This window comes from Streptomyces caelestis (assembly GCF_014205255.1).
In the GTDB taxonomy this organism is placed as follows: domain Bacteria; phylum Actinomycetota; class Actinomycetes; order Streptomycetales; family Streptomycetaceae; genus Streptomyces; species Streptomyces caelestis.
On the sequence record NZ_JACHNE010000001.1, the window covers coordinates 4,928,571 to 4,948,421 of the forward strand.

18 protein-coding genes are annotated in these 19,851 nt (G+C 73.6%); 10 read left to right on the top strand and 8 right to left on the bottom strand.

The window, feature by feature from the left end:
- Positions 1–49: 49 nt before the first annotated feature.
- The 3 genes from HDA41_RS22555 to HDA41_RS22565 all read right to left on the bottom strand — a co-directional run bounded on the left by HDA41_RS22555 (position 50) and on the right by HDA41_RS22565 (position 3,342).
- Positions 50–556 (bottom strand): nuclear transport factor 2 family protein, encoded by a 507-nt coding sequence (locus HDA41_RS22555; RefSeq protein ID WP_184986566.1) that lies wholly within the window; start codon positions 554–556, stop codon positions 50–52.
- Positions 553–1,434 (bottom strand): dihydropteroate synthase, encoded by an 882-nt coding sequence (gene folP, locus HDA41_RS22560; protein WP_184986568.1) that lies wholly within the window; start codon positions 1,432–1,434, stop codon positions 553–555. Before folP ends, HDA41_RS22555 begins: the two co-directional genes overlap by 4 nt.
- A 63-nt stretch (positions 1,435–1,497) precedes the next feature.
- Positions 1,498–3,342, bottom strand: a complete 1,845-nt coding sequence (locus HDA41_RS22565) for a phosphatidylglycerol lysyltransferase domain-containing protein (protein ID WP_376706809.1) — start codon at positions 3,340–3,342, stop codon at positions 1,498–1,500.
- 240 nt (positions 3,343–3,582) lie between these two features.
- Between HDA41_RS22565 and HDA41_RS22570 the strand changes: the two genes are divergently transcribed.
- Complete coding sequence (locus tag HDA41_RS22570) at positions 3,583–4,707, top strand: alpha/beta hydrolase (protein ID WP_184993646.1); 1,125 nt, start codon at positions 3,583–3,585, stop codon at positions 4,705–4,707.
- A gap of 139 nt (positions 4,708–4,846) precedes the next feature.
- Positions 4,847–6,031, top strand: coding sequence for a coiled-coil domain-containing protein (locus HDA41_RS22575; protein ID WP_184986573.1), 1,185 nt, complete (start codon positions 4,847–4,849; stop codon positions 6,029–6,031).
- A gap of 61 nt (positions 6,032–6,092) precedes the next feature.
- Here the strand turns inward: HDA41_RS22575 and HDA41_RS22580 are convergent, their stop codons facing one another.
- Together HDA41_RS22580 and HDA41_RS22585 are read right to left on the bottom strand one after the other, a co-directional pair.
- Entirely contained in the window at positions 6,093–7,553 is a 1,461-nt protein-coding gene (locus tag HDA41_RS22580; RefSeq protein WP_376706810.1) for a PH domain-containing protein, read from the bottom strand.
- Positions 7,550–8,116 (bottom strand): PH domain-containing protein, encoded by a 567-nt coding sequence (locus HDA41_RS22585; protein WP_184986575.1) that lies wholly within the window; start codon positions 8,114–8,116, stop codon positions 7,550–7,552. Before HDA41_RS22585 ends, HDA41_RS22580 begins: the two co-directional genes overlap by 4 nt.
- Positions 8,117–8,147: 31 nt before the next feature.
- Between HDA41_RS22585 and HDA41_RS22590 the strand changes: the two genes are divergently transcribed.
- Entirely contained in the window at positions 8,148–9,299 is a 1,152-nt protein-coding gene (locus HDA41_RS22590; protein WP_184986577.1) for an NADH-quinone oxidoreductase subunit D, read from the top strand.
- A 3-nt stretch (positions 9,300–9,302) separates the two neighbouring features.
- On the opposite strand, the gene HDA41_RS22595 is transcribed toward HDA41_RS22590, so the two are convergent.
- On the bottom strand, positions 9,303–10,316 hold the full coding sequence (locus HDA41_RS22595) for an SAM-dependent methyltransferase (protein ID WP_184986579.1): 1,014 nt from the start codon (positions 10,314–10,316) through the stop codon (positions 9,303–9,305).
- A 118-nt stretch (positions 10,317–10,434) separates the two neighbouring features.
- Between HDA41_RS22595 and HDA41_RS22600 the strand changes: the two genes are divergently transcribed.
- Both HDA41_RS22600 and HDA41_RS22605 read left to right on the top strand, forming a co-directional pair.
- Positions 10,435–11,625 carry a sensor histidine kinase gene (locus HDA41_RS22600; protein WP_184986581.1) on the top strand — a complete coding sequence of 397 codons (1,191 nt, stop codon included), beginning with the start codon at positions 10,435–10,437 and terminating at the stop codon, positions 11,623–11,625.
- 54 nt (positions 11,626–11,679) lie between these two features.
- Positions 11,680–12,348, top strand: coding sequence for a response regulator (locus HDA41_RS22605; RefSeq protein WP_184986583.1), 669 nt, complete (start codon positions 11,680–11,682; stop codon positions 12,346–12,348).
- A gap of 19 nt (positions 12,349–12,367) precedes the next feature.
- Here the strand turns inward: HDA41_RS22605 and HDA41_RS22610 are convergent, their stop codons facing one another.
- Positions 12,368–13,513, bottom strand: coding sequence for a DUF5937 family protein (locus HDA41_RS22610; RefSeq protein WP_184986585.1), 1,146 nt, complete (start codon positions 13,511–13,513; stop codon positions 12,368–12,370).
- Between the two features lie 159 nt (positions 13,514–13,672).
- On the opposite strand from HDA41_RS22610, the gene HDA41_RS22615 reads away from it, so the two are divergent.
- Positions 13,673–13,876 (top strand): hypothetical protein, encoded by a 204-nt coding sequence (locus HDA41_RS22615; protein ID WP_184986587.1) that lies wholly within the window; start codon positions 13,673–13,675, stop codon positions 13,874–13,876.
- Here the strand turns inward: HDA41_RS22615 and HDA41_RS22620 are convergent.
- The gene (locus HDA41_RS22620) at positions 13,869–15,062 is read right to left on the bottom strand and encodes a threonine aldolase family protein (RefSeq protein WP_230299452.1); all 1,194 of its coding nucleotides are present in this window, start codon (positions 15,060–15,062) and stop codon (positions 13,869–13,871) included. The genes HDA41_RS22615 and HDA41_RS22620 overlap by 8 nt on opposite strands.
- A 160-nt stretch (positions 15,063–15,222) precedes the next feature.
- Here HDA41_RS22620 and HDA41_RS22625 point away from each other — a divergent pair, with 160 nt between their 5' ends.
- Genes HDA41_RS22625 through nadC form a run of 4 tightly spaced genes read left to right on the top strand, consistent with a single transcriptional unit; the run spans position 15,223 to position 19,836 of the window.
- Positions 15,223–16,152 (top strand): Rossmann-like and DUF2520 domain-containing protein, encoded by a 930-nt coding sequence (locus HDA41_RS22625; RefSeq protein WP_184986591.1) that lies wholly within the window; start codon positions 15,223–15,225, stop codon positions 16,150–16,152.
- Positions 16,149–17,150, top strand: a complete 1,002-nt coding sequence (gene panC / locus HDA41_RS22630) for a pantoate--beta-alanine ligase (RefSeq protein ID WP_184986593.1) — start codon at positions 16,149–16,151, stop codon at positions 17,148–17,150. The genes HDA41_RS22625 and panC overlap by 4 nt, the downstream gene beginning before the upstream one ends.
- Positions 17,147–18,856: an L-aspartate oxidase gene (locus HDA41_RS22635; protein WP_184986595.1), complete on the top strand. Its 1,710-nt coding sequence runs from the start codon at positions 17,147–17,149 to the stop codon at positions 18,854–18,856. Before panC ends, HDA41_RS22635 begins: the two co-directional genes overlap by 4 nt.
- A 5-nt stretch (positions 18,857–18,861) precedes the next feature.
- Complete coding sequence (nadC, locus tag HDA41_RS22640; RefSeq protein ID WP_184986597.1) at positions 18,862–19,836, top strand: carboxylating nicotinate-nucleotide diphosphorylase; 975 nt, start codon at positions 18,862–18,864, stop codon at positions 19,834–19,836.
- Positions 19,837–19,851: the final 15 nt, after the last annotated feature.

The window sequence follows — 19,851 nt, forward strand, 5'->3', positions numbered from 1 at the left end:
CCCATACCCGCGGGTCCGTGATTCCAACCACTTCCTGGCACGTACCCACTCAGGCGGGTGTGTCGTCCTGCTCGTCCTCGTCGGTTTCGGCCAGGACGGGGGAAGCGTGGTGCGACCAGAGCTTCCACCCCTGGGGCGTGCGCCGGAACACGTTGGTGGCGACCACGAGCTGTCCGACGAGCGGGCCGAGCTCCTCACCCTCGCCCTCGGGGGCGGGGCCGCCGCTGAGGATGTTCTCCGTGCAGGTCACCAGGGCGGTGTCGCCGGTGACCGAGACGTGCACGTCGGTGAGGAAGAACTGGATGTAGTCGGTGTTCGCCATGATCAGCGCGTACGACCGGAGGACCTCGCCGCGGCCGGTGAGCACGGGCCAGCCGGGGTGCACGCAGGAGACCACGCCGGTGTCGGCCGGGTCGTGGTAGGTCTCGTCGACGCCGAGGTCGGAGGGGGTCAGCCAGAGCGACGCCAGTTCCTCGAAGTCGCCCCGTTCCAGTGCCTCGTAGAAGGCGGTGTTGGCGGCCTCGACCTGTTCGACGTCGGTGTGGGGGGCGCTCACCGGGTTCCTTCTGCGCTGGTGCGTGCCTCTGCGATGGCGTGGGCGACGCGTACGGCGTCCGCTGTGGCGCGTACCTCGTGCACGCGTACCGCCCATGCGCCGGCGTGCGCCGCGAGCGCGGAGACGGCCGCGGTGGCGGCGTCGCGTTCGCGTGCGGGCGGGGGCGGGCCGTCCGGGCCGGCGAGGACCCGGCCGAGGAAGCGTTTGCGGGAGGCGGCGACGAGCAGCGGGTGGCCGAGGGCGAGGACCCGGTCGAGGCCCGCGAGGAGCGCGAGGTCGTGCTCGGCGTCCTTGGAGAAGCCGAGTCCGGGGTCGACGACGACCCGGTCGGGGGCGATACCGCCGGCCAGAACGGCCTCCACGCGCGCGTGGAGCTCGTCGACGACCTCGGTGACGACGTCCGCGTACACGCCCCTGACGTTGCCGCCCTGGAGGAAGCCGCGCCAGTGCATGACGACGAAGGGGGCACCGGCGGCGGCGACGGCCGGGATCATACGGGGGTCGGCGAGGCCGCCGCTGACGTCGTTGACGAGGGCGGCGCCCGCCGCGAGGGCCCGTTCGGCGACGGAGGCGCGCATGGTGTCGACCGAGACGGTGACGCCCTCGGAGGCCAGGCCGCGCACGACGGGGACGACACGGCGCAGTTCCTCGGCCTCGTCCACCCGGGTGGCGCCTGGGCGGGTCGACTCGCCGCCGACGTCGATCAGGTCCGCGCCCTCGGTGACCAGGTCGAGGCCGTGCTTGACGGCGGCCGTGGTGTCGAAGAAGCGGCCGCCGTCGGAGAAGGAGTCGGGGGTGACGTTCACGACTCCCATGACCGCGCAGCGGTCCCATTCCGGTAGGCCCGCCACGCGCCCGCGTCCGCTCTGGTTGCTCATATGTTCAGCGTAGGCCCCCGGCGGGGGCCGTCAGGCGCTGCCGCCCGGGTCGGAGCGGACAGGTCACGCCGCTCGGACGTTCCGTTCCGTCGTCGTGCCGTGGGGGCACGGGCGGCGGACCGACGGGCGACGGCGGCGCAGGAAGCGCGGCAGCGGCAGGGCGAGGTTGACGAAGCCTTCGGCCTGCATGGCGGCGAAGCCGATGCGGGGAAGGTCGCCGGAGGCCCGGTAGACCACGAAGCGGGGTTCCCAGCGTGGCTGGAACTTGGCGTTGAACTTGTACAGCGACTCGATCTGGAACCAGCGGGAGAGGAAGACCAGCAGTCCGCGCCAGGCGCGCAGCACCGGTCCGGCGCCGATCTTCTCGCCGCGGGCCAGCGCCGCGCGGAACATGGCGAAGTTGAGGGAGACGCGCGCGATGCCGAGCTTGGGGGCGGCCTGGAGGGCGGCCACGATGAGCAGTTCGTTCATGCCGGGGTCGGCCGAGCGGTCGCGGCGCATGAGGTCGAGGGAGGCGCCGTCGGTGCCCCAGGGCACGAAGTGCAGGATCGCCTTCAGGTCGCCGTAGGGGCCGAGGTGGTCGTCCTGCTTGTGGGCGGTGGCGATGAGGCAGTCGCCGTCGGCGGGGTCGCCGACGCGGCCCAGGGCCATGGAGAAGCCGCGCTCGGTGTCGGTGCCGCGCCAGTCGTCGGCGGCGCGGCGGATGCGCTCCAGCTCGGCCTCGCCGACGTCACGGACACGCCGTACCCGGGTCTCGTAACCGGCGCGCTCGATGCGTTTGACCATCTGGCGCACGTTGCGCATCGCGCGGCCGGCCAGGGAGAAATCCGCGACGTCCACCACCGCCTCGTCACCCAGTTCGAGGGCGTCGAGCCCGGTCTCGCGGGTCCACACCTCGCCCCCGGTCTCGGAGCAGCCCATGACGGCCGGTGTCCAGGAGTGGGCCTTGGCCTCGTCCATGAACCGTTCGATGGCGCCGGGCCAGGCCTCGACGTCGCCGATCGGGTCGCCGCTGGCGAGCATCACGCCGGAGACCACGCGGTACGTCACCGCGGCCTTGCCGCTGGGGGAGAAGACGACGGCCTTGTCGCGGCGCAGCGCGAAGTGGCCGAGGGAGTCGCGGCCGCCGTGCCGCTCCAGCAGGGCGCGCAGCCGGGCCTCGTCCTCCTCGGTGAGCTGCGCGGCCGGGTGTTCGGGGCGGAAGGCCAGGTAGATGGTGGTGACGGCGGTGAGCAGGCCGAGGGCGCCGAGCGAGAAGGCGACCGTCCAGGAGGTGTTGCCCTGGTAGTCGACCGGCCCCTCGAAGCCGAACAGGCCGTAGATGACGTGGGTGATGCGGTCGGCCAGGCTCGGGTCGCCGACGATGCGCTCGGCGTGGACGCTGACGATGAGCAGGCCCAGCAGCAGCGAACCGGCGCTCATCAGCACGAAGTTGGCGAGCGCCCGCCAGCGGCTGCGCGGGTCGGGCAGGGCCGAGAACTGGTCGCGGTGCCGCAGCAGGGGCGCCAGCAGGGCCAGTGAGATCAGCACGCCGACGATCGAGTGCCGGTACGTGAACTGCGCGACGGCACCGGCCGGCAGCAGGACCACGGCCGCCCGCCAGGCCCGGCGCTTGCCACGCTTGAGGCCGTGGGCGAGCAGCAGCAACAGCACTCCGGCGCTGAGGGACAGGGCAGCCGCGAACGGGCCGAGCGCGCCGGGCAGTACCTCGGCGATGGCGTGCATACGGCTGTGCCGGAAGCGTGGGAAGACGCCCGCGGCGATGTCCAGGAGCCCCACCAGGGCGCAGGCTCTGCCGACCAGGACCGGGACGGCCTCGGGGCGTGGTCCGGGCAGCCGGTGGCGCAGACGGCTCATCCGGCCCGTACCAGCCGTGGCGGCTCCGTGACTCGGAACCTCGCCCGACATTTCCTCATCTGTCCTGACAGACATCGCATCCCGTAGTTCTGCGAGAGACCTTGGCTCCGGTGCCGATTCGGGCATCCGGCGACATTGCGCTCTCTAGGACGGTGTCTCGGGGGGAGAGGTTCACTCCCTACGTCAAAGCCGTTTCAAAGGCCAAGGAAAGTCCGGGACAAGCCCTCGCGAAGGTGTGAGTGCGGTGAGAGCGCCCGGACGGAAAGCGCGGACGGGTAACCACCGATGGGTCTGGGTCTCACGAGCAACAAGATGCTGGCGCTGGCGGTCCTGTCCGCCGTGCTGCTGTTCGCCGGCACGGTCTGGCTGTGGCCACGGCTGGCCCGGCGCGGTTGGCGGGCCGTGGGCGGGCGGGTCGGCCTGCTGCTCGCCACGCAGCTGGCGCTGTTCGCCGCGGTCGGCCTCGCCGCCAACCAGGCCTTCGGTTTCTACGCGAGCTGGGCGGACCTGTTCGGGCAGGAGAAGGACCAGGGCGTGGTCGTCGACCACACGCCGGGCGGCGGCCCCTTGGAGGTGGTCGGCTCGCGCCGGGTGCCGGGGGCGGGCGGGGTGAGTCCCCGGGCGGGCGGCCGGATCCAGCAGGTCGACATCGTGGGCCGTACGACGCGCATCGCCACGCCCGCGTACGTCTATCTGCCGCCGGAGTACTTCCAGCCGCGGTACCGCACCCGTACGTTCCCCACGGCCGTCGTGCTGACCGGTTACCCGGGCACGGCGTCGGCGCTGGTGGAGAAGCTCCACTACCCGCGCACGGCACTGGAGCTGGCCCGGGAGGGCCGGATGCCGCCGATGATCCTGGTGATGCTGCGGCCCACGGTGGCGCCGCCCCGGGACACGGAGTGCGTGGACGTCCCGGGCGGTCCGCAGACCGAGTCGTTCTTCGCCAGGGATCTGCCCGACGCGTTGCGCACGCACTACCGGGTGGCCGAAAAGCCGGGTGGTTTTGGCATCATCGGCAACTCGACGGGCGGCTACTGCGCCTTGAAGATCGCCATGCACCATCCCGGTGTGTATGCCGCCGGGGCGGGCTTGTCCGCGTACTACAAGGCGCCGATCGACGCCACGACGGGCGATCTCTTCCAGGGCGACAAGGGGCTCCGCAATCGCGCCGACCTGTGGTGGTACCTCAAGCACAGGCCCGCTCCCGACACTTCACTGCTCGTCACCAGCAGCAGGTCCGGCGAGTCCAACTACCAGGACACGATGCGGTTCATAGAGCGGGTGCGGGCCACCGGGCGGACACGGATCTCGTCGATCATCCTGGAAAGCGGCGGGCACAACTTCAACACCTGGCGGCGCGAGATTCCGGCGACGCTGGAGTGGATCGGCGGACGGCTGAACGGCCGCTGGAAATGATCTTGGGAATTCGCTCCCGGGACCCGAGGGGCCGATTCCGCTTGTTCCCGAGTTCCGATCCCGTGCGGACGCTTCGGTATGGCTTTGTTTTTGCGGGGCGGGTCACCATGATTCGCCTACGCGCGGTAAGTTTCTGGCCATGCCACGTGGACGTCACCGCCATTCCCCGCCCTTGCACAGGCTGCTGCCCCCGTCGGCGATCGCAGGCGTCTCCCTCGTCTGCGCCCTGGGGCCCTGGGTGTTCACGGAGCCGATGGTGCTCCGCGGTCTGGCCGCGGCCGCCGCGGCGACGGCGGTCATCGGCGCGGTCGTGCTCCGCCGCTGGGACACCCAGGCGGGCAAACGCGTCGCCGACCTCACGCGCGCGCGGGCGAGCGACGAGTGGCGCTTCGAGGAGCGGGTCGCCGAACTGGAGGCCGACCTCGAGGAGTCCCGCGAGCTGCGCGCCAAGCTGGAGCAGCGCCTGCGTGCCAAGCGCACGGAACTGGCCGGACTGCGCAACGAGCACGCCGCACTGCTGCGCCGGTACGCCACCGCCGAGACCGAGCGCGCGAGCGTCCTGGAGGAACGCCGGGTGCTCGAGATAGAGGCGACGGCGCCGGTCCGGGCCGCGCTGCCCGCGGGAGCGGCGAAGCCGGCGGATGCCCCGGCGGACGCGGGCGAGGCGGCTGCCGCCGAGGCGGAGGCCCTTGCCGTCGAGGAACAGACGGCGATTCCCGCGGTGTTCTCGCCGGAGGGTTCCCGGCTGTTCCTGCGGGCCGCGGCGGCGCTCGCCCGGCTCGACGGCGACTGGGCTCCGGCCCCTGATCCGGACGGGGGCGGCGACGGCGACGGCGTACCGAAGGGCGACGACGCGGAGCCCGCGCGGGACGACCGGAAGGACGACCAGCCGGAGCGGTCGCGGGAGGACGAGGCGCAGGGGCGGTCCGAGGCGGTCGCCGGGCCCGAGCGCGCGACCGCCGGCACCTCCACCACGGCCGAGGCCGAGCGACTCCCGCAGCCCGCCTCCTCGGGTCACTACACCGTGCCGACCGCTGTGGCCGTGGCGCCGCAGCCGCCGGTGCGGCGGCACGTCTCCGAAGGCGGGTTCGACTACTTCGGTACGAAGCAGGGGACGTCACGGGCCGCCCTGGAGGCCGTGCAGAACGAGGACCTGGCCGATGTCGTCGGCCAGGAGGCCCTCGCGCTGCACAAGGCCGAGACCGAGGCCCGGTTCAAGCCGGTGGACGAGGAGTCTCGCGGGATCGGCCAGGTCATCGACCTGACGGCGCACGACGAGACGGAGCAGATCGACGTACAGGGGCTGCGGAGCGCGGTTTCCTGACGCCCTCGCCGCTGAGAAGGCCCCCCGGCCGCGGCCGGGGGGCCTTCTCCTTTCCGTCGGGTCACGCCATCCAGCGGTCCGGCCGTGCGTCCCTGCGCCCGGTCCGTGACCGCTCCGCCTGCGCCTGCAGCAGTTCGCGTGCTTCGGCCGCGTCCCGCAGCCGTGCCCGCACCGTCTTGTTCGCACCCGTGTCCACGCACACGTCGGCCACGCCCCGGGCCCGCTCCCACGGCCCCTGCGTCATCCGTACGCTCTGCACCTTCGCGTGCGGCACCAGCGCGAGCCTCCGCCGCAGCAGCCCGGAACGCGCCGCGAACACCGCGTCCGTGACGGCGAGCCCGTACCCGCGCCACCACACCGGCACGCACCACCGGGCGCGGCGTGGCGACGGCGACAGCGCCGCCCGCTCCGGCACGGTCACCCCGGGCAGCACGCGCGCGACGACGACCTCCGCGATCTCGCGCGGGGCGACCGGCACCAGCACGGAGTTGGAGGAGCCCGCCACGTCCAGCTCCACGCGCACCCAGCCGCGCCGCCGCCACAGCAGCGGCTCCACGATCCGCACGGTCTGCACGCGCCCCGGCGGCACCGTCTCGTGGGCCCGGTCCAGCAGGCCGTGGTCGAGGCGCAGCCCGTCGGGTGACTCGGCCACCGTCCAGTCGTACTCGGCGACGAACCGCCCCACGCTGCTCGCGCCCGCCGCGCCCAGCAGCGGCAGGGCGACGGCCAGGACCGTCCACACGCTCTCCGTGGCCAGCCACAGCACCGGCGGCACGACGAGCGCCGCGGTCAGCGACACCCAGGTCGCCCCGCTCAGCACCAGCGACGTCGCGAGCACGCCGGGCGGCACCCGCAGCATCTGCCGGGACGGCGCCTCCCCGACCTCGTGCGCGGTCTCGGGCGCGAATCCGGCCGCGCGGGCGAGTAGTTCGGCACGCAGCGCCCGGGCCTCGTCCGCGCCCAGGAAGGCCAGCTCGTCCTTCTTGTCGGTGCCTATGACGTCGAGTTTCAGCTTGGCGACGCCCGCGACCCGCGCGAGCAGCGGCTGGGTGACGTCGACGGCCTGGATCCGCTCCAGCCGGATGTGCGCGGTACGCCGGAACACCAGGCCGGTACGGATGCGCAGTTCGGTCTCGGTCACCGCGAAGTGCGTGAACCACCAGGAGCAGAAGCCGTACAGGGCCGCGGCCGGGAGGATCACGGCGAGGCCGATCAGCAGCGTGGTCGTGTTCAGCCGGGTCAGATGGCGCTGCGCCCCGTCGGGGTCGTGCACCGCCCAGCCGATCACCACGGCGACCGGCGCCCAGGCCCGCCTGAGCGGTGTGACGGGGTGCAGCCGCCGCTCGGCGATCCCCTTCCCGGCCCCGGCGGTCCGGGCAGTCTCGGGGGCCTCGGCAGCTCCGGTGGTCCGGGCGGCCTCGGAGGCTTCGGCAGCTCCGGGGGCCCCGGCGGTCCGGGCGGCCTCGGGGGGCTCGACAGCCCCCGCATCCCCGGGATCCCCGGCCGCCTCGCGCGCCGTCACAGCCCCGCCGATCGGGCCTCGCCCAGCTCGGTGAGCCGGTCGCGCAGCCGTTCCGCCTCGGCCGGGTCCAGGCCGGGGATGGTCGCGTCGGTCCAGGCGGCGGCCGTGCGCAGCTGCACGCTGGCCAGCCCGAAGTGCCGCTCGACGGGCCCGGAGGTGACCTCGACCAGCTGCATCCGCCCGTACGGCACGACCGTCTCCTCCCGCCACAGCACACCGCGGCTGATCAGCAGGTCGTCGGCACGCTCGGCGTACCGCCAGGAACGCCAGTTGCGCTCCAGCATCACCCAGCCCCAGATCATCAGGGCCAGCGGCGGCAGCGCGAAGGCGGCCCAGGCCGGCCCGGCCAGCAGGCCCGGCACCAGCCCGGCGGCCAGGCTGATCAGCCCCAGCCACACCACCAGCAGCAGCCGCCGCATCTTCAGCAGCCCGGGCGGCAGCGCGATCCACACCGGCCCGTCCCCGGCGGCCCCCGCGCCGTCCTGCGTCCCTGCGGCGCCCCGCGTCTGCGCCGCGCCCTGTGTCCCCGCCGGCCCCGTGTCCCGCGGGCTCCCCGTCTCCATGAGGCCAGCGTACGTAGGAGAGACTGTGTCCATGACTCCTACGACGGAGACCATGGTCGGAATCGGCGGCGCCGCGGAGAGCACCGACATGGTGCTCAACATCGGGCCGCAGCACCCGTCCACGCACGGCGTGCTGCGGCTGAAGCTCGTCCTGGACGGCGAGCGCATCACGCACGCGGAGCCGGTGATCGGCTATATGCACCGCGGCGCGGAGAAGCTGTTCGAGGCGCGCGACTACCGCCAGATCATCATGCTCGCCAACCGCCACGACTGGCTGTCGGCGTTCTCCAACGAACTGGGCGTGGTCCTCGCCGTGGAGCGGATGCTCGGCATGGAGGTCCCCGAGCGGGCGGTGTGGCTGCGCACGCTGCTCGCCGAGCTGAACCGGGTGCTCAACCACCTGATGTTCCTCGGCTCGTACCCGCTGGAGCTCGGCGGGATCACGCCGATCTTCTACGCCTTCCGGGAGCGAGAGGAGCTCCAGCACGTCATGGAGGAGGTCTCCGGCGGGCGGATGCACTACATGTTCAACCGCGTGGGCGGCCTCAAGGAGGACCTCCCGGCCGGGTGGACCACGCGCGCGCGCGGCGCCGTCGCCGACGTGCGTTCCCGGATGGACCGCTTCGACGACCTGGTGCTCGGCAACGAGATCTTCCGGGGCCGTACCCGGGGCGTCGGCGTCCTCAGCCCGGAGGCCGTGCACGCCTACGGCGTCAGCGGGCCGATCGGGCGCGCCTCGGGCGTCGACTTCGACCTGCGCCGGGACGAGCCGTACCTCGCCTACGGCGACCTCCAGGACACCCTGCGGGTGGTGACCCGGCAGGAGGGCGACTGCCTCGCCCGCTTCGAGTGCCTCCTGGAGCAGACGCACAACGCGCTGGACCTGGCCGACGCCTGCCTCGACCGGCTCGCCGAGCTGCCGCCCGGGCCGGTCAACCAGCGGCTCCCGAAGGTCCTGAAGGCGCCCGAGGGCCACACCTACGCCTGGACCGAGAACCCGCTCGGCATCAACGGCTACTACCTGGTCAGCAAGGGCGAGAAGACGCCGTACCGGCTGAAGCTGCGCTCGGCCTCGTACAACAACATCCAGGTGCTGACGGAACTGCTGCCGGGGACGCTGGTCGCGGACATGGTGGCGATCCTGGGGTCGATGTTCTTCGTGGTGGGGGACATCGACAAGTAGGTCCTAGAGCGGGTCCCCGATCCCGACCGGCCGCACCAGCCACCCGAAGTCGCCCAGTCCGCCCGTCGCGGTGAGTTCGGCGGCCTCCCCGGCGCTCGCGAGGGCGCGTACGTAGGCGGCGGGATCGGCGGACGCCAGCGTGAGCGGGGGGCGCGCGCCGGTGAGGCCCAGGGCGTGCAGTGCCTCGCGCTGCGGGAGCAGGCGCCCGCCGGGCAGCGCGCACGCGTCGAGCGCGACATGCGCCGTGATGTCGCACGAGCCGTCCGGCACGGGCGCCGTCTCGCGGCCCTCCCGGAAGCCCGTGAGCGTCCCGAACGGCGGCCGCGTGTCCGCCGTGTGCGCGTAGTCCACGGCGACGGCGAGCCCCCGGTCGAGCGTGGCGACCGCCGCCGCCCACGCCTCGTCCCTGGGCAGGCCGATCTCGGCCCGCAGCCCCGCCTCGACGGACAGCGGCCACCACCGTGCCAGCCACCGCGCCTGCGCCCCGGCCACCGGGTCCCCGAGTCGTTCGGTCCCGTCCTTCCGGACCAGCACCAGCCGCGCCACGCCCGCGGAGTCCACCTCCGCGACGTCCACCGGCACGTTGTCCAGCCACTCGTTGGCGAACAGCAGCCCGGTGACACCCTGCGGCGGCTCGGCCAGCCACTCGATCCGGTGATCGAGCCCCGCCGGTCGCTCGGCGATTTCGACGGCGTACGCGCGCGTGCGGGCCGCCACGTCGGCCGGGAGCGCGGCGAGCACCCCGCCGGCCAGCTCGCCCCGCCCGGCCGCCATGTCGACGAAGTCCAGCGTCGCGGGCCGTCCCAGCGCGTCGTCGACCCGGCACAGCAGCCCCGCCACAGCCCCGGCGAACAGCGGCGACGCGTGCACGGACGTACGGAAGTGCCCGGCCGGCCCCTCGGCCCGGCGATAGAAGCCGCCCGGCCCGTACAGGGCCTCCCGAGCCGCCGCACGCCACCCGCGCCACTGGAGTCCCTGTCGTTCCTCTGGGCCTTCGCCCCTCGTCACCGCTGTCACCGGGCCAGGCTAAGGGCACACAAAGAACGCAACTCCACCTTGCGGAGTAGGCGCGCCCGGCGCGGATCGGCCCTCCGGTTGACCCCTGCACCTAGTGCGCTTCCCTACGCTGGGTTACGTGCAGCGTCTCTATGACTTCCTCCGCAGGCACCCGATGTGGGTCGACGGCTCGTGGGCCGTGGTCCTCCTCGGGATTTCCGGGGTCGGCGGAGCGTCGGGCGGATTCGGCCCCCCGGCCGTCGCCGTTCCGCTCTCGCTGCTGTTGTGCCTGGTGGTGGCGCTGCGCCGCCGCATGCCGGAGAAGATGCTGCTGCTCGCGACCGCGGTCGGGGTGGCCCAGCTGATCACCGATGTCGAGATGGGGCCCCACGACTTCGCCATGCTGGTGATCGTCTACACGGTCGCGGCGGAGGGCGCGCGCTGGGCCTCCCGCTTCGCGCTGGGCGCCGGCCTGTGCGCGGCTCCCGTGGCCCACCTGCGCTGGCCGAGCGACGACATGAGCGTCGTGGGGGGCATCGCCGCGACGATCTTCATGAGCGTGCCGTTCGCCCTCGCCTGGGTGCTCGGCGACTCCATCCGCACCCGCCGTGCCTACTTCGCGCAGCTGGAGGAGCGGGCCGCCCGCCTGGAGCGGGAGCGCGAGGCGCAGTCCAAGGTCGCCGTCGCCGCGGAACGCGCCCGCATCGCGCGCGAGTTGCACGACGTCGTCGCGCACAACGTCTCGGTGATGGTGGTGCAGGCCGACGGCGCCGCCTACGTCCTCGACGCCGCGCCCGACCAGGCGAAGAAGGCCCTGGAGACCATCTCCTCCACCGGCCGCCAAGCCCTCGCCGAGATGCGCCGCCTGCTCGGCGTGCTGCGCACCGGGGAACACCAGGAGGCCGGCGAGTACGTGCCGCAGCCCGACGTCCAGCAGATCGGGGACCTCGTCGAGCAGTGCCGCGGACACGGGCTGCCCGTCGACTTCAAGGTCGAGGGCACCCCCCGCCCGCTTCCCAGCGGCGTCGAGCTCACCGCCTACCGCATCGTGCAGGAGGCGCTCACCAACACCCGCAAGCACGCCGGACCCAACGCGGGCGCGAGCGTGCGCCTGGTGTACTTCGACGACGGCCTCGGCCTGCTCGTCGAGGACGACGGCAAGGGCGCCCCGCACGAGCTGTACGAGGAGGGCGGGCTCGACGGCCAGGGCCACGGCCTGATCGGCATGCGGGAACGGGTCGGCATGGTCGGCGGCACCCTGGACGCCGGCCCGCGCCCGGGCGGAGGATTCCGCATCAGTGCCCTGCTGCCGCTCAAACCCGCCGGCTGACCTCGGCACACGCCCCTCGCTGACACCTGTAACAGAGACATGGAAGAGGCCCCGATGACGATCCGCGTGATGCTCGTCGACGACCAGGCGCTGCTGCGCACCGGGTTCCGGATGGTGCTCGCCGCCCAGCCGGACATGGAGGTCGTGGCCGAGGCGGGCGACGGGGTCGAGGCCCTCCAGGCGCTGCGCTCGACCGAGGTCGACGTGGTGCTGATGGACGTCCGCATGCCGAAGCTCGACGGTGTGGAGGCGACCCGCCGGATCTGCGCGGACGCCGACCCGCCGAAGGTGCTCATCCTGACCACCTTCGACCTCGACGAGTACGCCTTCTCCGGGCTGAAGGCCGGCGCCTCCGGCTTCATGCTCAAGGACGTGCCGCCCGGGGAGCTCCTCGCCGCGATCCGCGCCGTGCACAGCGGTGACGCGGTCGTCGCGCCCTCCACCACCCGGCGGCTCCTTGACCGCTTCGCACCGATGCTGCCGGGCACCAAGCAGCCGCAGCACAAGGAGCTGGAGCGGCTCACCGAGCGCGAGCGGGAGGTCATGGTGCTGGTCGCGCAGGGCCTGTCCAACGGCGAGATCGCGGCCCGGCTCGTGCTGTCCGAGGCGACGGTGAAGACGCACGTGGGCCGCATCCTGACCAAGCTGGGGCTCAGGGACCGGGTGCAGGTGGTGGTGCTGGCCTACGAGACGGGGCTGGTGCGGGCCGGCGGGCACGGCTGAGCCGTCCGCCAGGGGGCCGCTATCTGAGGATCCCCTCCAGGAACTCGCTGCCCAGCCGGGCCACCACCGTCACGTCCAGCTGGTGCAGGACGTAGCGCCCGCGGCGACGGGTGCTGACCAGACCCGCCTTCTTCAGCACGGCCAGATGCCGGGATATCTCCGGGGCCGTCATGCCGTGCACCTGCGCCAGCTCGCCGGTGGTGTACGCGCTGCGGGCCAGATGGCGGCACATACGCATCCGCACGGGGTGGGACAGCGCGGTCATGCGCAGGGCCAGCTGCTCCAGCGCGGGCGGGGCGGAAAGCTCGGGGGAGCCCACCGGGTAGTGCAGCACCGGCTGCCAGCCGTACCGGTACAGGACCATCAGGTGCGGCCAGCCCAGGCTTGTCGGGACGAGCAGCAGGCCGCCGTCGCCTGTGGCCGTACGGCCGTCGCCCAGCTTGTCGACCGTGATGTCGGCGGCGGCCTCGTCGAGCGTCACCGCCGGGGACACCGCGGCGAGCGCCTCGGCCAGGCCCCGGTGTCTGAGGAGGTCCGTCTTGTGGCGGGCGTCCGCCGCGAGCTGGTGACGCAGCCGGGACCACGTCTCCGCGAAGAACGCCTCGTCGCAGTCCTGGAGGAACTGCCGCAGCCAGGCCCGGATCCGGGGCGGGTCGGCCAGCAGCCGCTCGCTGAACCGCAGCTGCTGCGGCCCCCGCGCGGCGGCCAGGTCCAGGGAGCGGCGGCGCAGCTCGGGATCGGACAGCGCGGTGGGCCCGCACGAGCCGTACCCGACGGCGCAGGTGAACTCCAGCGCCGCGTCCACGAACTGCTCGTCCGTCAGCTTGTCGAGCAGGTCCAGTTCCTCGGCGAGGGTGGCGCACGGCAGTGTGCTCCCGCCCGGAACGCCGGCGTACGGCAGGAACAGGTCCGAGAACGTCGTCCGCCACAGGAAGTCGGCCTCGCACATCCGGTCGGCCAGATGTGGGTCGAGCCGGGCGGTCACGCCCGTCACCCAGCCCTGGAGGCCGGGGTGGTGTCCCGGCTCGGACAGCGCGTGCAGCGCCATGCCCAGCTCGGCCAGGGGCGAGGGCACGACGGCGACCCTCCCCCAAGCTCTCGGCTCCGCTCGAGCAGGGGGCGCCCCCATCGGCCGCAGCCCCGTGATGTCGATGTGCACGCTCATGCCCTCATGGTGCACCCCGCCACTGACAACGCCGCCGCCGATTGACGGGCCTCGTCAATCGACGCGACGCCGCCCCCGGCACGGGCGCACTGTGGGACCACCGGGGCAACCGCGGAGCCTTCGGACCTCCATCACCCCGTCCCGCAGAGGCGATTCCCCATGAGCGTCACGCAGCAGTACCTCCTCGACACCTACCGCGCCCGGCAGCTCGGCGAGCCCGCCCCGCCGGCACCCGGCACGCACGACTGGCAGGTCGTACGGGAAGGGCGCGACGAACGGCGGTTCCGGGCGGTCCTGGCGGGCCGCCCGGCCCGCCATCGGTTCCGGGACGCCCTGAACCGGTGGCGGCGGCGCCCTACCTGACCTCCTCCGGCAGCCGGGCCACGAACTCCGCCACCGCGCTCTTGACGTCCTCGGCGGTCCACTGCAGCCCGGCGGCCCGCACATGCACCTCCGTGACGGCCAGACCCGGACCGCCCCGGTCCCAGGCGGAGCCGAACAGGACGGAGCCCGTCTCCTCGGCCGTCCGCACAGCCGCCTCCGACAGGACGTCGGCGTCGTACGGCAGCCACACCTGGAAGTCGTGGGTGTGCGGCACCTCCGGGTGCACGCGCGCCCACGGCACCCCGGCCGCCGCGAACCCCTCGCGCAGGGCGGCGGCCACCACGCGCGCGTGGGCCACGTACTCCGGCAGCCGGGGCAGCTCCCGCTCCAGCCCGGCCAGCGCCGACAGGGCCGTCGGGAACTGCTGGAAGACCTGGCCGCCGTACCGGTGCCGCCAGGCCTTCGCCTCCTCCACCAGCTCCCTGGGCCCGGCCAGTGCCGCACCGCCGAACGCCTCCAGGGACTTGTAGAACGACACGTAGACGCTGTCGGCCAGGCCCGCGATCTCCTCCAGGGACCGGCCGAAGTGGACCGTGGACTCCCACAGGCGGGCCCCGTCGAAGTGCACCACCGCGTCCCGCTCCCGCGCGGCCGCCACCACCTCGGTGAGCTCCTCCCAGGAGGGCAGCACGAAACCGGCGTCCCGCAGGGGCAGTTCCAGCATCAGCGCCCCGAAGGGCTCCTCGAAGTCGCGCACCTCGGCGGCGGTGGGCAGCCGCGGCTCGCCCGTCACGCGCACCGGCCGCAGGCCGCTCACCTCGCTGAACGCGTTCCGCTCGTGCACCTCGGGATGGCTGAGCGCGTGCAGCGCGACGGTCGGGTCGCCGGTGCGGCCCGCCCAGCAGCGCAGCGCCACCTGCTGGGCCATCGTGCCCGTCGGGAAGAACGCGGCGGCCTCGGTGCCGAGCAGTCCGGCGACCTTCGTCTCCAGCGCCTCGACGACGCCGTCGCCGTACACGTCGGCCAGCTCGTCCAGGTCGTACAGACCCTGCGCCCCGTCCAGCTCCGCCAGCCGCTCCCGGAGCGTCTTGTGGAAACCGAAGCGCGCGAACACCCGTCGTGCGCCGCGGTGGGCGGCCAGCCGCCGCTCACGGAGCCGTGACCTCCGGTCCTCGTCCGGCAGTCGCCCGGTCACCTGGTCGTCCTGTTCCGCCGCGTCACTCATGGCCCGGATCATGCCGCGCGCGTGTGCGGGCGGGCACCCGGTTTTCCGTACGGGAACGCACACCCTGTGGACAACCGAACGCCCCTCGAACCGATCGCGTTAACATGACGAGAAATCGTCCGGTACCCGGAGCGGACTGGAACGGGAAGGCCGCCGTCGAGTGAACACAACCCCACAGCCAGACCCCAAGGACCGCCCCGCGCGGCTCACCGTCGGCGTCGTCGGCGCCGGTCGCGTGGGACCCGCACTGGCCGCGTCACTCCAGCTCGCCGGCCACCGCCCGGTCGCCGTCTCCGCGGTCTCCGACGTCTCCCGGCGCCGCGCCGCGCAGCTGCTGCCCGACGTGCCGGTGATGCCGCCCGCGGAGGTCCTCCAGCGGTCCGAGCTGGTCCTGCTGACCGTTCCGGACGACGCCCTGCCCGAACTGGTCACGGGCCTCGCCGACACCGGGTCCGTACGACCGGGACAGCTGCTCGTGCACACCTCCGGGCGGTACGGCGCGCGGGTGCTCGACCCGGCCCTGCGCGCGGGCGCCCTGCCGCTCGCCCTGCACCCCGCGATGACCTTCACGGGCACGCCCGTGGACGTCCAGCGGCTGGCCGGCTGCTCCTTCGGAGTCACCGCGCCCGAGGAACTGCGGCTGGCCGCCGAGGCCCTGGTCATCGAGATGGGCGGCGAGCCGGAGTGGATCGCCGAGGAGAACCGGCCGCTGTACCACGCGGCCCTCGCGCTCGGCGCCAACCACCTGGTCACCCTGGTCGCCCAGTCCCTGGAGCTGCTGCGCACGGCCGGGGTCGCGGCCCCCGACCGGATGCTCGGCCCGCTGCTCGGCGCGGCCTTGGACAACGCCCTGCGCTCCGGCGACGCGGCCCTCACCGGCCCGGTCGCGCGCGGTGACGCGGGCACGGTCGCCGCGCACGTCACCGAGCTGCGCCGGCACGCCCCGCAGGCCGTCGCCGGCTACCTGGCGATGGCCCGCGCGACCGCCGACCGGGCCCTGGCCCACGGACTGCTGAAGCCGGAGCTCGCCGAGGACCTCCTCGGGGTACTCGCCGACGGGACCGACGGCACCGAAGGGGACGCCCGATGACCACCACCCTGCTCAGCACCGCCGGTGAACTGCACGCACGCGCGCGTACGGGCCGCCGCGCCGTGGTGATGACCATGGGCGCGCTGCACGAGGGCCACGCCACGCTGATCCGCACCGCGCGCGCCCTCGCCGGACCCGACGGCGAGGTCGCCGTCACCGTCTTCGTCAACCCGCTCCAGTTCGGCGCGGGTGAGGACCTCGACCGCTACCCGCGCACCCTGGACGCCGACGTGAAGCTGGCCGGGGAGTCGGGCGCGGACGTCGTCTTCGCCCCGGCCGTCGACGAGGTCTACCCCGGCGGCGAGCCCCAGGTCCGCATCACCGCGGGCCCCATGGGCGAGCGGCTGGAGGGCGCCTCCCGCCCGGGCCACTTCGACGGCATGCTCACGGTCGTCGCGAAGCTGCTGCACCTCACCCGCCCCGACGTCGCCCTGTACGGCCAGAAGGACGCCCAGCAGCTCGCCCTGATCCGCCGCATGGTGCGGGACCTGAACTTCGGCGTGGAGGTCGTCGGCGTCCCCACCGTCCGCGAGGAGGACGGCCTGGCCCTGTCCAGCCGCAACCGCTACCTCTCGCCCGCGGAGCGGCGCACCGCCCTCGCGCTGTCCAGTGCCCTGTTCGCGGGCCAGGACCGGCACGCCGCGCAGGAGGCGCTGCGCGCCCGAGCCCGCGAAGTGCCCGCCACGCGCGCGCGTGCCGAGGCCCTCAGCGCCATAGGGGAGTCCCGCGCGGCAGCGGACGCGCACGCCGTCGCGACGGCCGTCCCGGGCGGCCCGTCCGCCGTCCGCGCGGCGGCCCGCCAGGTCCTCGACGAGGCCGCCCGCCTCGACCCGCCGCTCGTGCTGGACTACCTCGCCCTGGTCGACCCGTCCGACTTCACCGAGATCGGGGACGACTTCACCGGTGAGGCGGTCCTCGCCGTCGCCGCCCGGGTCGGGACGACCCGGCTGATCGACAACATCCCGCTCACCTTCGGAACCCTCGGAGCCGCCTCGTGACCACCACAGGCATACGACTGCACGCGCCCGCGCCCGGGTGGTCCATCTCCGCGGACGTGGTCGTCGTCGGCTCCGGCGTCGCCGGCCTCACCGCCGCCCTGCGCTGCGAGGCGGCCGGCCTCACCACTGTCGTCGTCACCAAGGCCCGCCTGGACGACGGCTCCACCCGCTGGGCCCAGGGCGGTATCGCCGCGGCCCTCGGCGAGGGCGACACGCCCGAACAGCACCTGGACGACACCCTGGTCGCGGGCGCGGGCCTGTGCGACGAGGAAGCGGTCCGCATCCTCGTCACCGAGGGCCCCGACGCCGTACGCCGCCTCATCGAGACCGGCGCCCAGTTCGACGAGTCCTCCGAGGGCAGCCTGGAACTCACCCGCGAGGGCGGCCACCACCGCCGCCGCATCGCCCACGCCGGCGGCGACGCCACCGGTGCGGAGATCTCCAGGGCCCTGGTCGAGGCGGTACGCGCGCGTGGCGTGCGCACGGTCGAGAACGCGCTCGTCCTGGACCTCCTCACGGACGCCGAGGGCCGCACGGCAGGCGTCACCCTGCACGTCATGGGTGAGGGCCAGCACGACGGCGTGGGCGCGGTCCACGCCCCGGCGGTGGTCCTGGCGACCGGCGGCATGGGCCAGGTCTTCTCGGCGACGACCAACCCCTCCGTCTCCACGGGCGACGGCGTGGCCCTGGCGCTGCGGGCGGGCGCCGAGGTGAGCGACCTGGAGTTCGTCCAGTTCCACCCGACGGTCCTCTTCCTGGGCTCCGACGCGGAGGGCCAGCAGCCCCTGGTCTCCGAGGCGGTCCGCGGCGAGGGCGCCCACCTGGTCGACGCCGACGGCGTGCGCTTCATGCAGGGGCAGCACGAACTGGCCGAACTCGCCCCGCGCGACATCGTCGCCAAGGGCATCACGCGCCGCATGCAGGAGCAGGACGCCGAGCACATGTTCCTCGACGCCCGGCACTTCGGCGCCGACATGTGGGAACACCGCTTCCCGACGATCCTCGCCGCCTGCCGCGCCCACGGCATCGACCCGGTCACCGAGCCCATTCCCGTCGCCCCGGCCGCCCACTACGCCTCCGGCGGCGTCCGCACCGACTCCCGGGGCCGTACGACCGTCCCCGGCCTGTACGCGTGCGGAGAGGTCGCCTGCACCGGCGTGCACGGTGCCAACCGCCTGGCCTCCAACTCCCTCCTCGAAGGCCTGGTCTACGCCGAACGCATCGCGGCCGACATCGCGGCGAACGGCCTCGACGCGCGCGTGCCGCAGCCACTCCCGCACCCGGAGATCCCCGAGCACCCCCTGCAGACGCCGGAGGCCCGCTTCACGATCCAGCGGATCATGACCACCGGGGCCGGTGTCCTGCGCTCGGCGGAGTCCCTCGCCAAGGCCGCCGACCAGCTCCAGCAGCTGCACACCGACGCCCGCGACGCCCTCGCCGAGAACGGCAAGACCGCCGAGGCCGGCGTCGACACCTGGGAGGCCACCAACCTGCTGTGCGTGGCCCGCGTCCTGGTCACCGCGGCCCGGATGCGCGAGGAGACCCGGGGCTGCCACTGGCGCGAGGACCGCCCCGAGCGCGACGACACCACGTGGCGCCGCCACATCGTCGTACGCCTGAACCCCGACCGCACGCTGGCCGTGCACACCACCGACACCACACACTTCCCTACGACCCTCCCGCCCCAGGCCCCCCAGGAGCAGTGACCGACGTGAGCACCCCCGACCTTCCTCTCGCCTCGTCCGGAGGCTGCGGCGACGGCTGCGCCTGCGGCGCCGATGGCGAGGCGTACCTGGAGTGCGGCCTGGACCCCGCACTCGCCCAGCTCCTGGCCGACGCCGGTCTCGACCCCGTCGAGGTCGAGGACATCGCCAACGTGGCCCTGCAGGAGGACCTGGCCCACGGCGTGGACGTGACGACGGTGGCGACGATCCCCGAGGACGCGGTGGCCACGGCCGACTTCACCGCGCGCGAGTCAGGCGTCGTGGCGGGCCTCCGGATCGCCGAAGCCGTCATCTCGGTCGTCTGCGAGGAGGAACTGGCGATCGAACGCCACGCGGAGGACGGCGACCGGGTCGAGGCGGGCCAGAAACTCCTCTCGGTCACCACCCGCACCCGCGACCTCCTCACGGCCGAACGCAGCGCGCTGAACATCCTGTGCCGCCTGTCGGGCATCGCGACGGCCACGCGCGCGTGGGCGGACGTCCTGGACGGCACGAAGGCCAAGGTCCGCGACACTCGCAAGACGACGCCCGGCCTGCGCTCCCTCGAGAAGTACGCGGTGCGCTGCGGCGGCGGCGTCAACCACCGCATGTCCCTCTCGGACGCGGCCCTGGTCAAGGACAACCACGTGGTCGCCGCGGGCGGCGTCTCCCAGGCCTTCACGGCGGTGCGCGAACGCTTCCCCGACGTCCCCATCGAGGTCGAGGTCGACACCCTGGCCCAGCTCCGCGAGGTCCTGGACGCCGGCGCCGACCTGATCCTCCTGGACAACTTCACGCCGGGCGAGTGCGAGGAGGCGGTGGCCGTCGTCCAGGGCCGCGCCGCCCTGGAGGCCTCGGGCCGCCTGACCCTCGACAACGCCAAGGCGTACGCGGACACCGGCGTCGACTACCTGGCCGTCGGAGCCCTCACCCACTCCTCGCCGATCCTGGACATCGGCCTGGACCTGCGGCCGGCGGAGTAGGGAGCGGGTACGGGC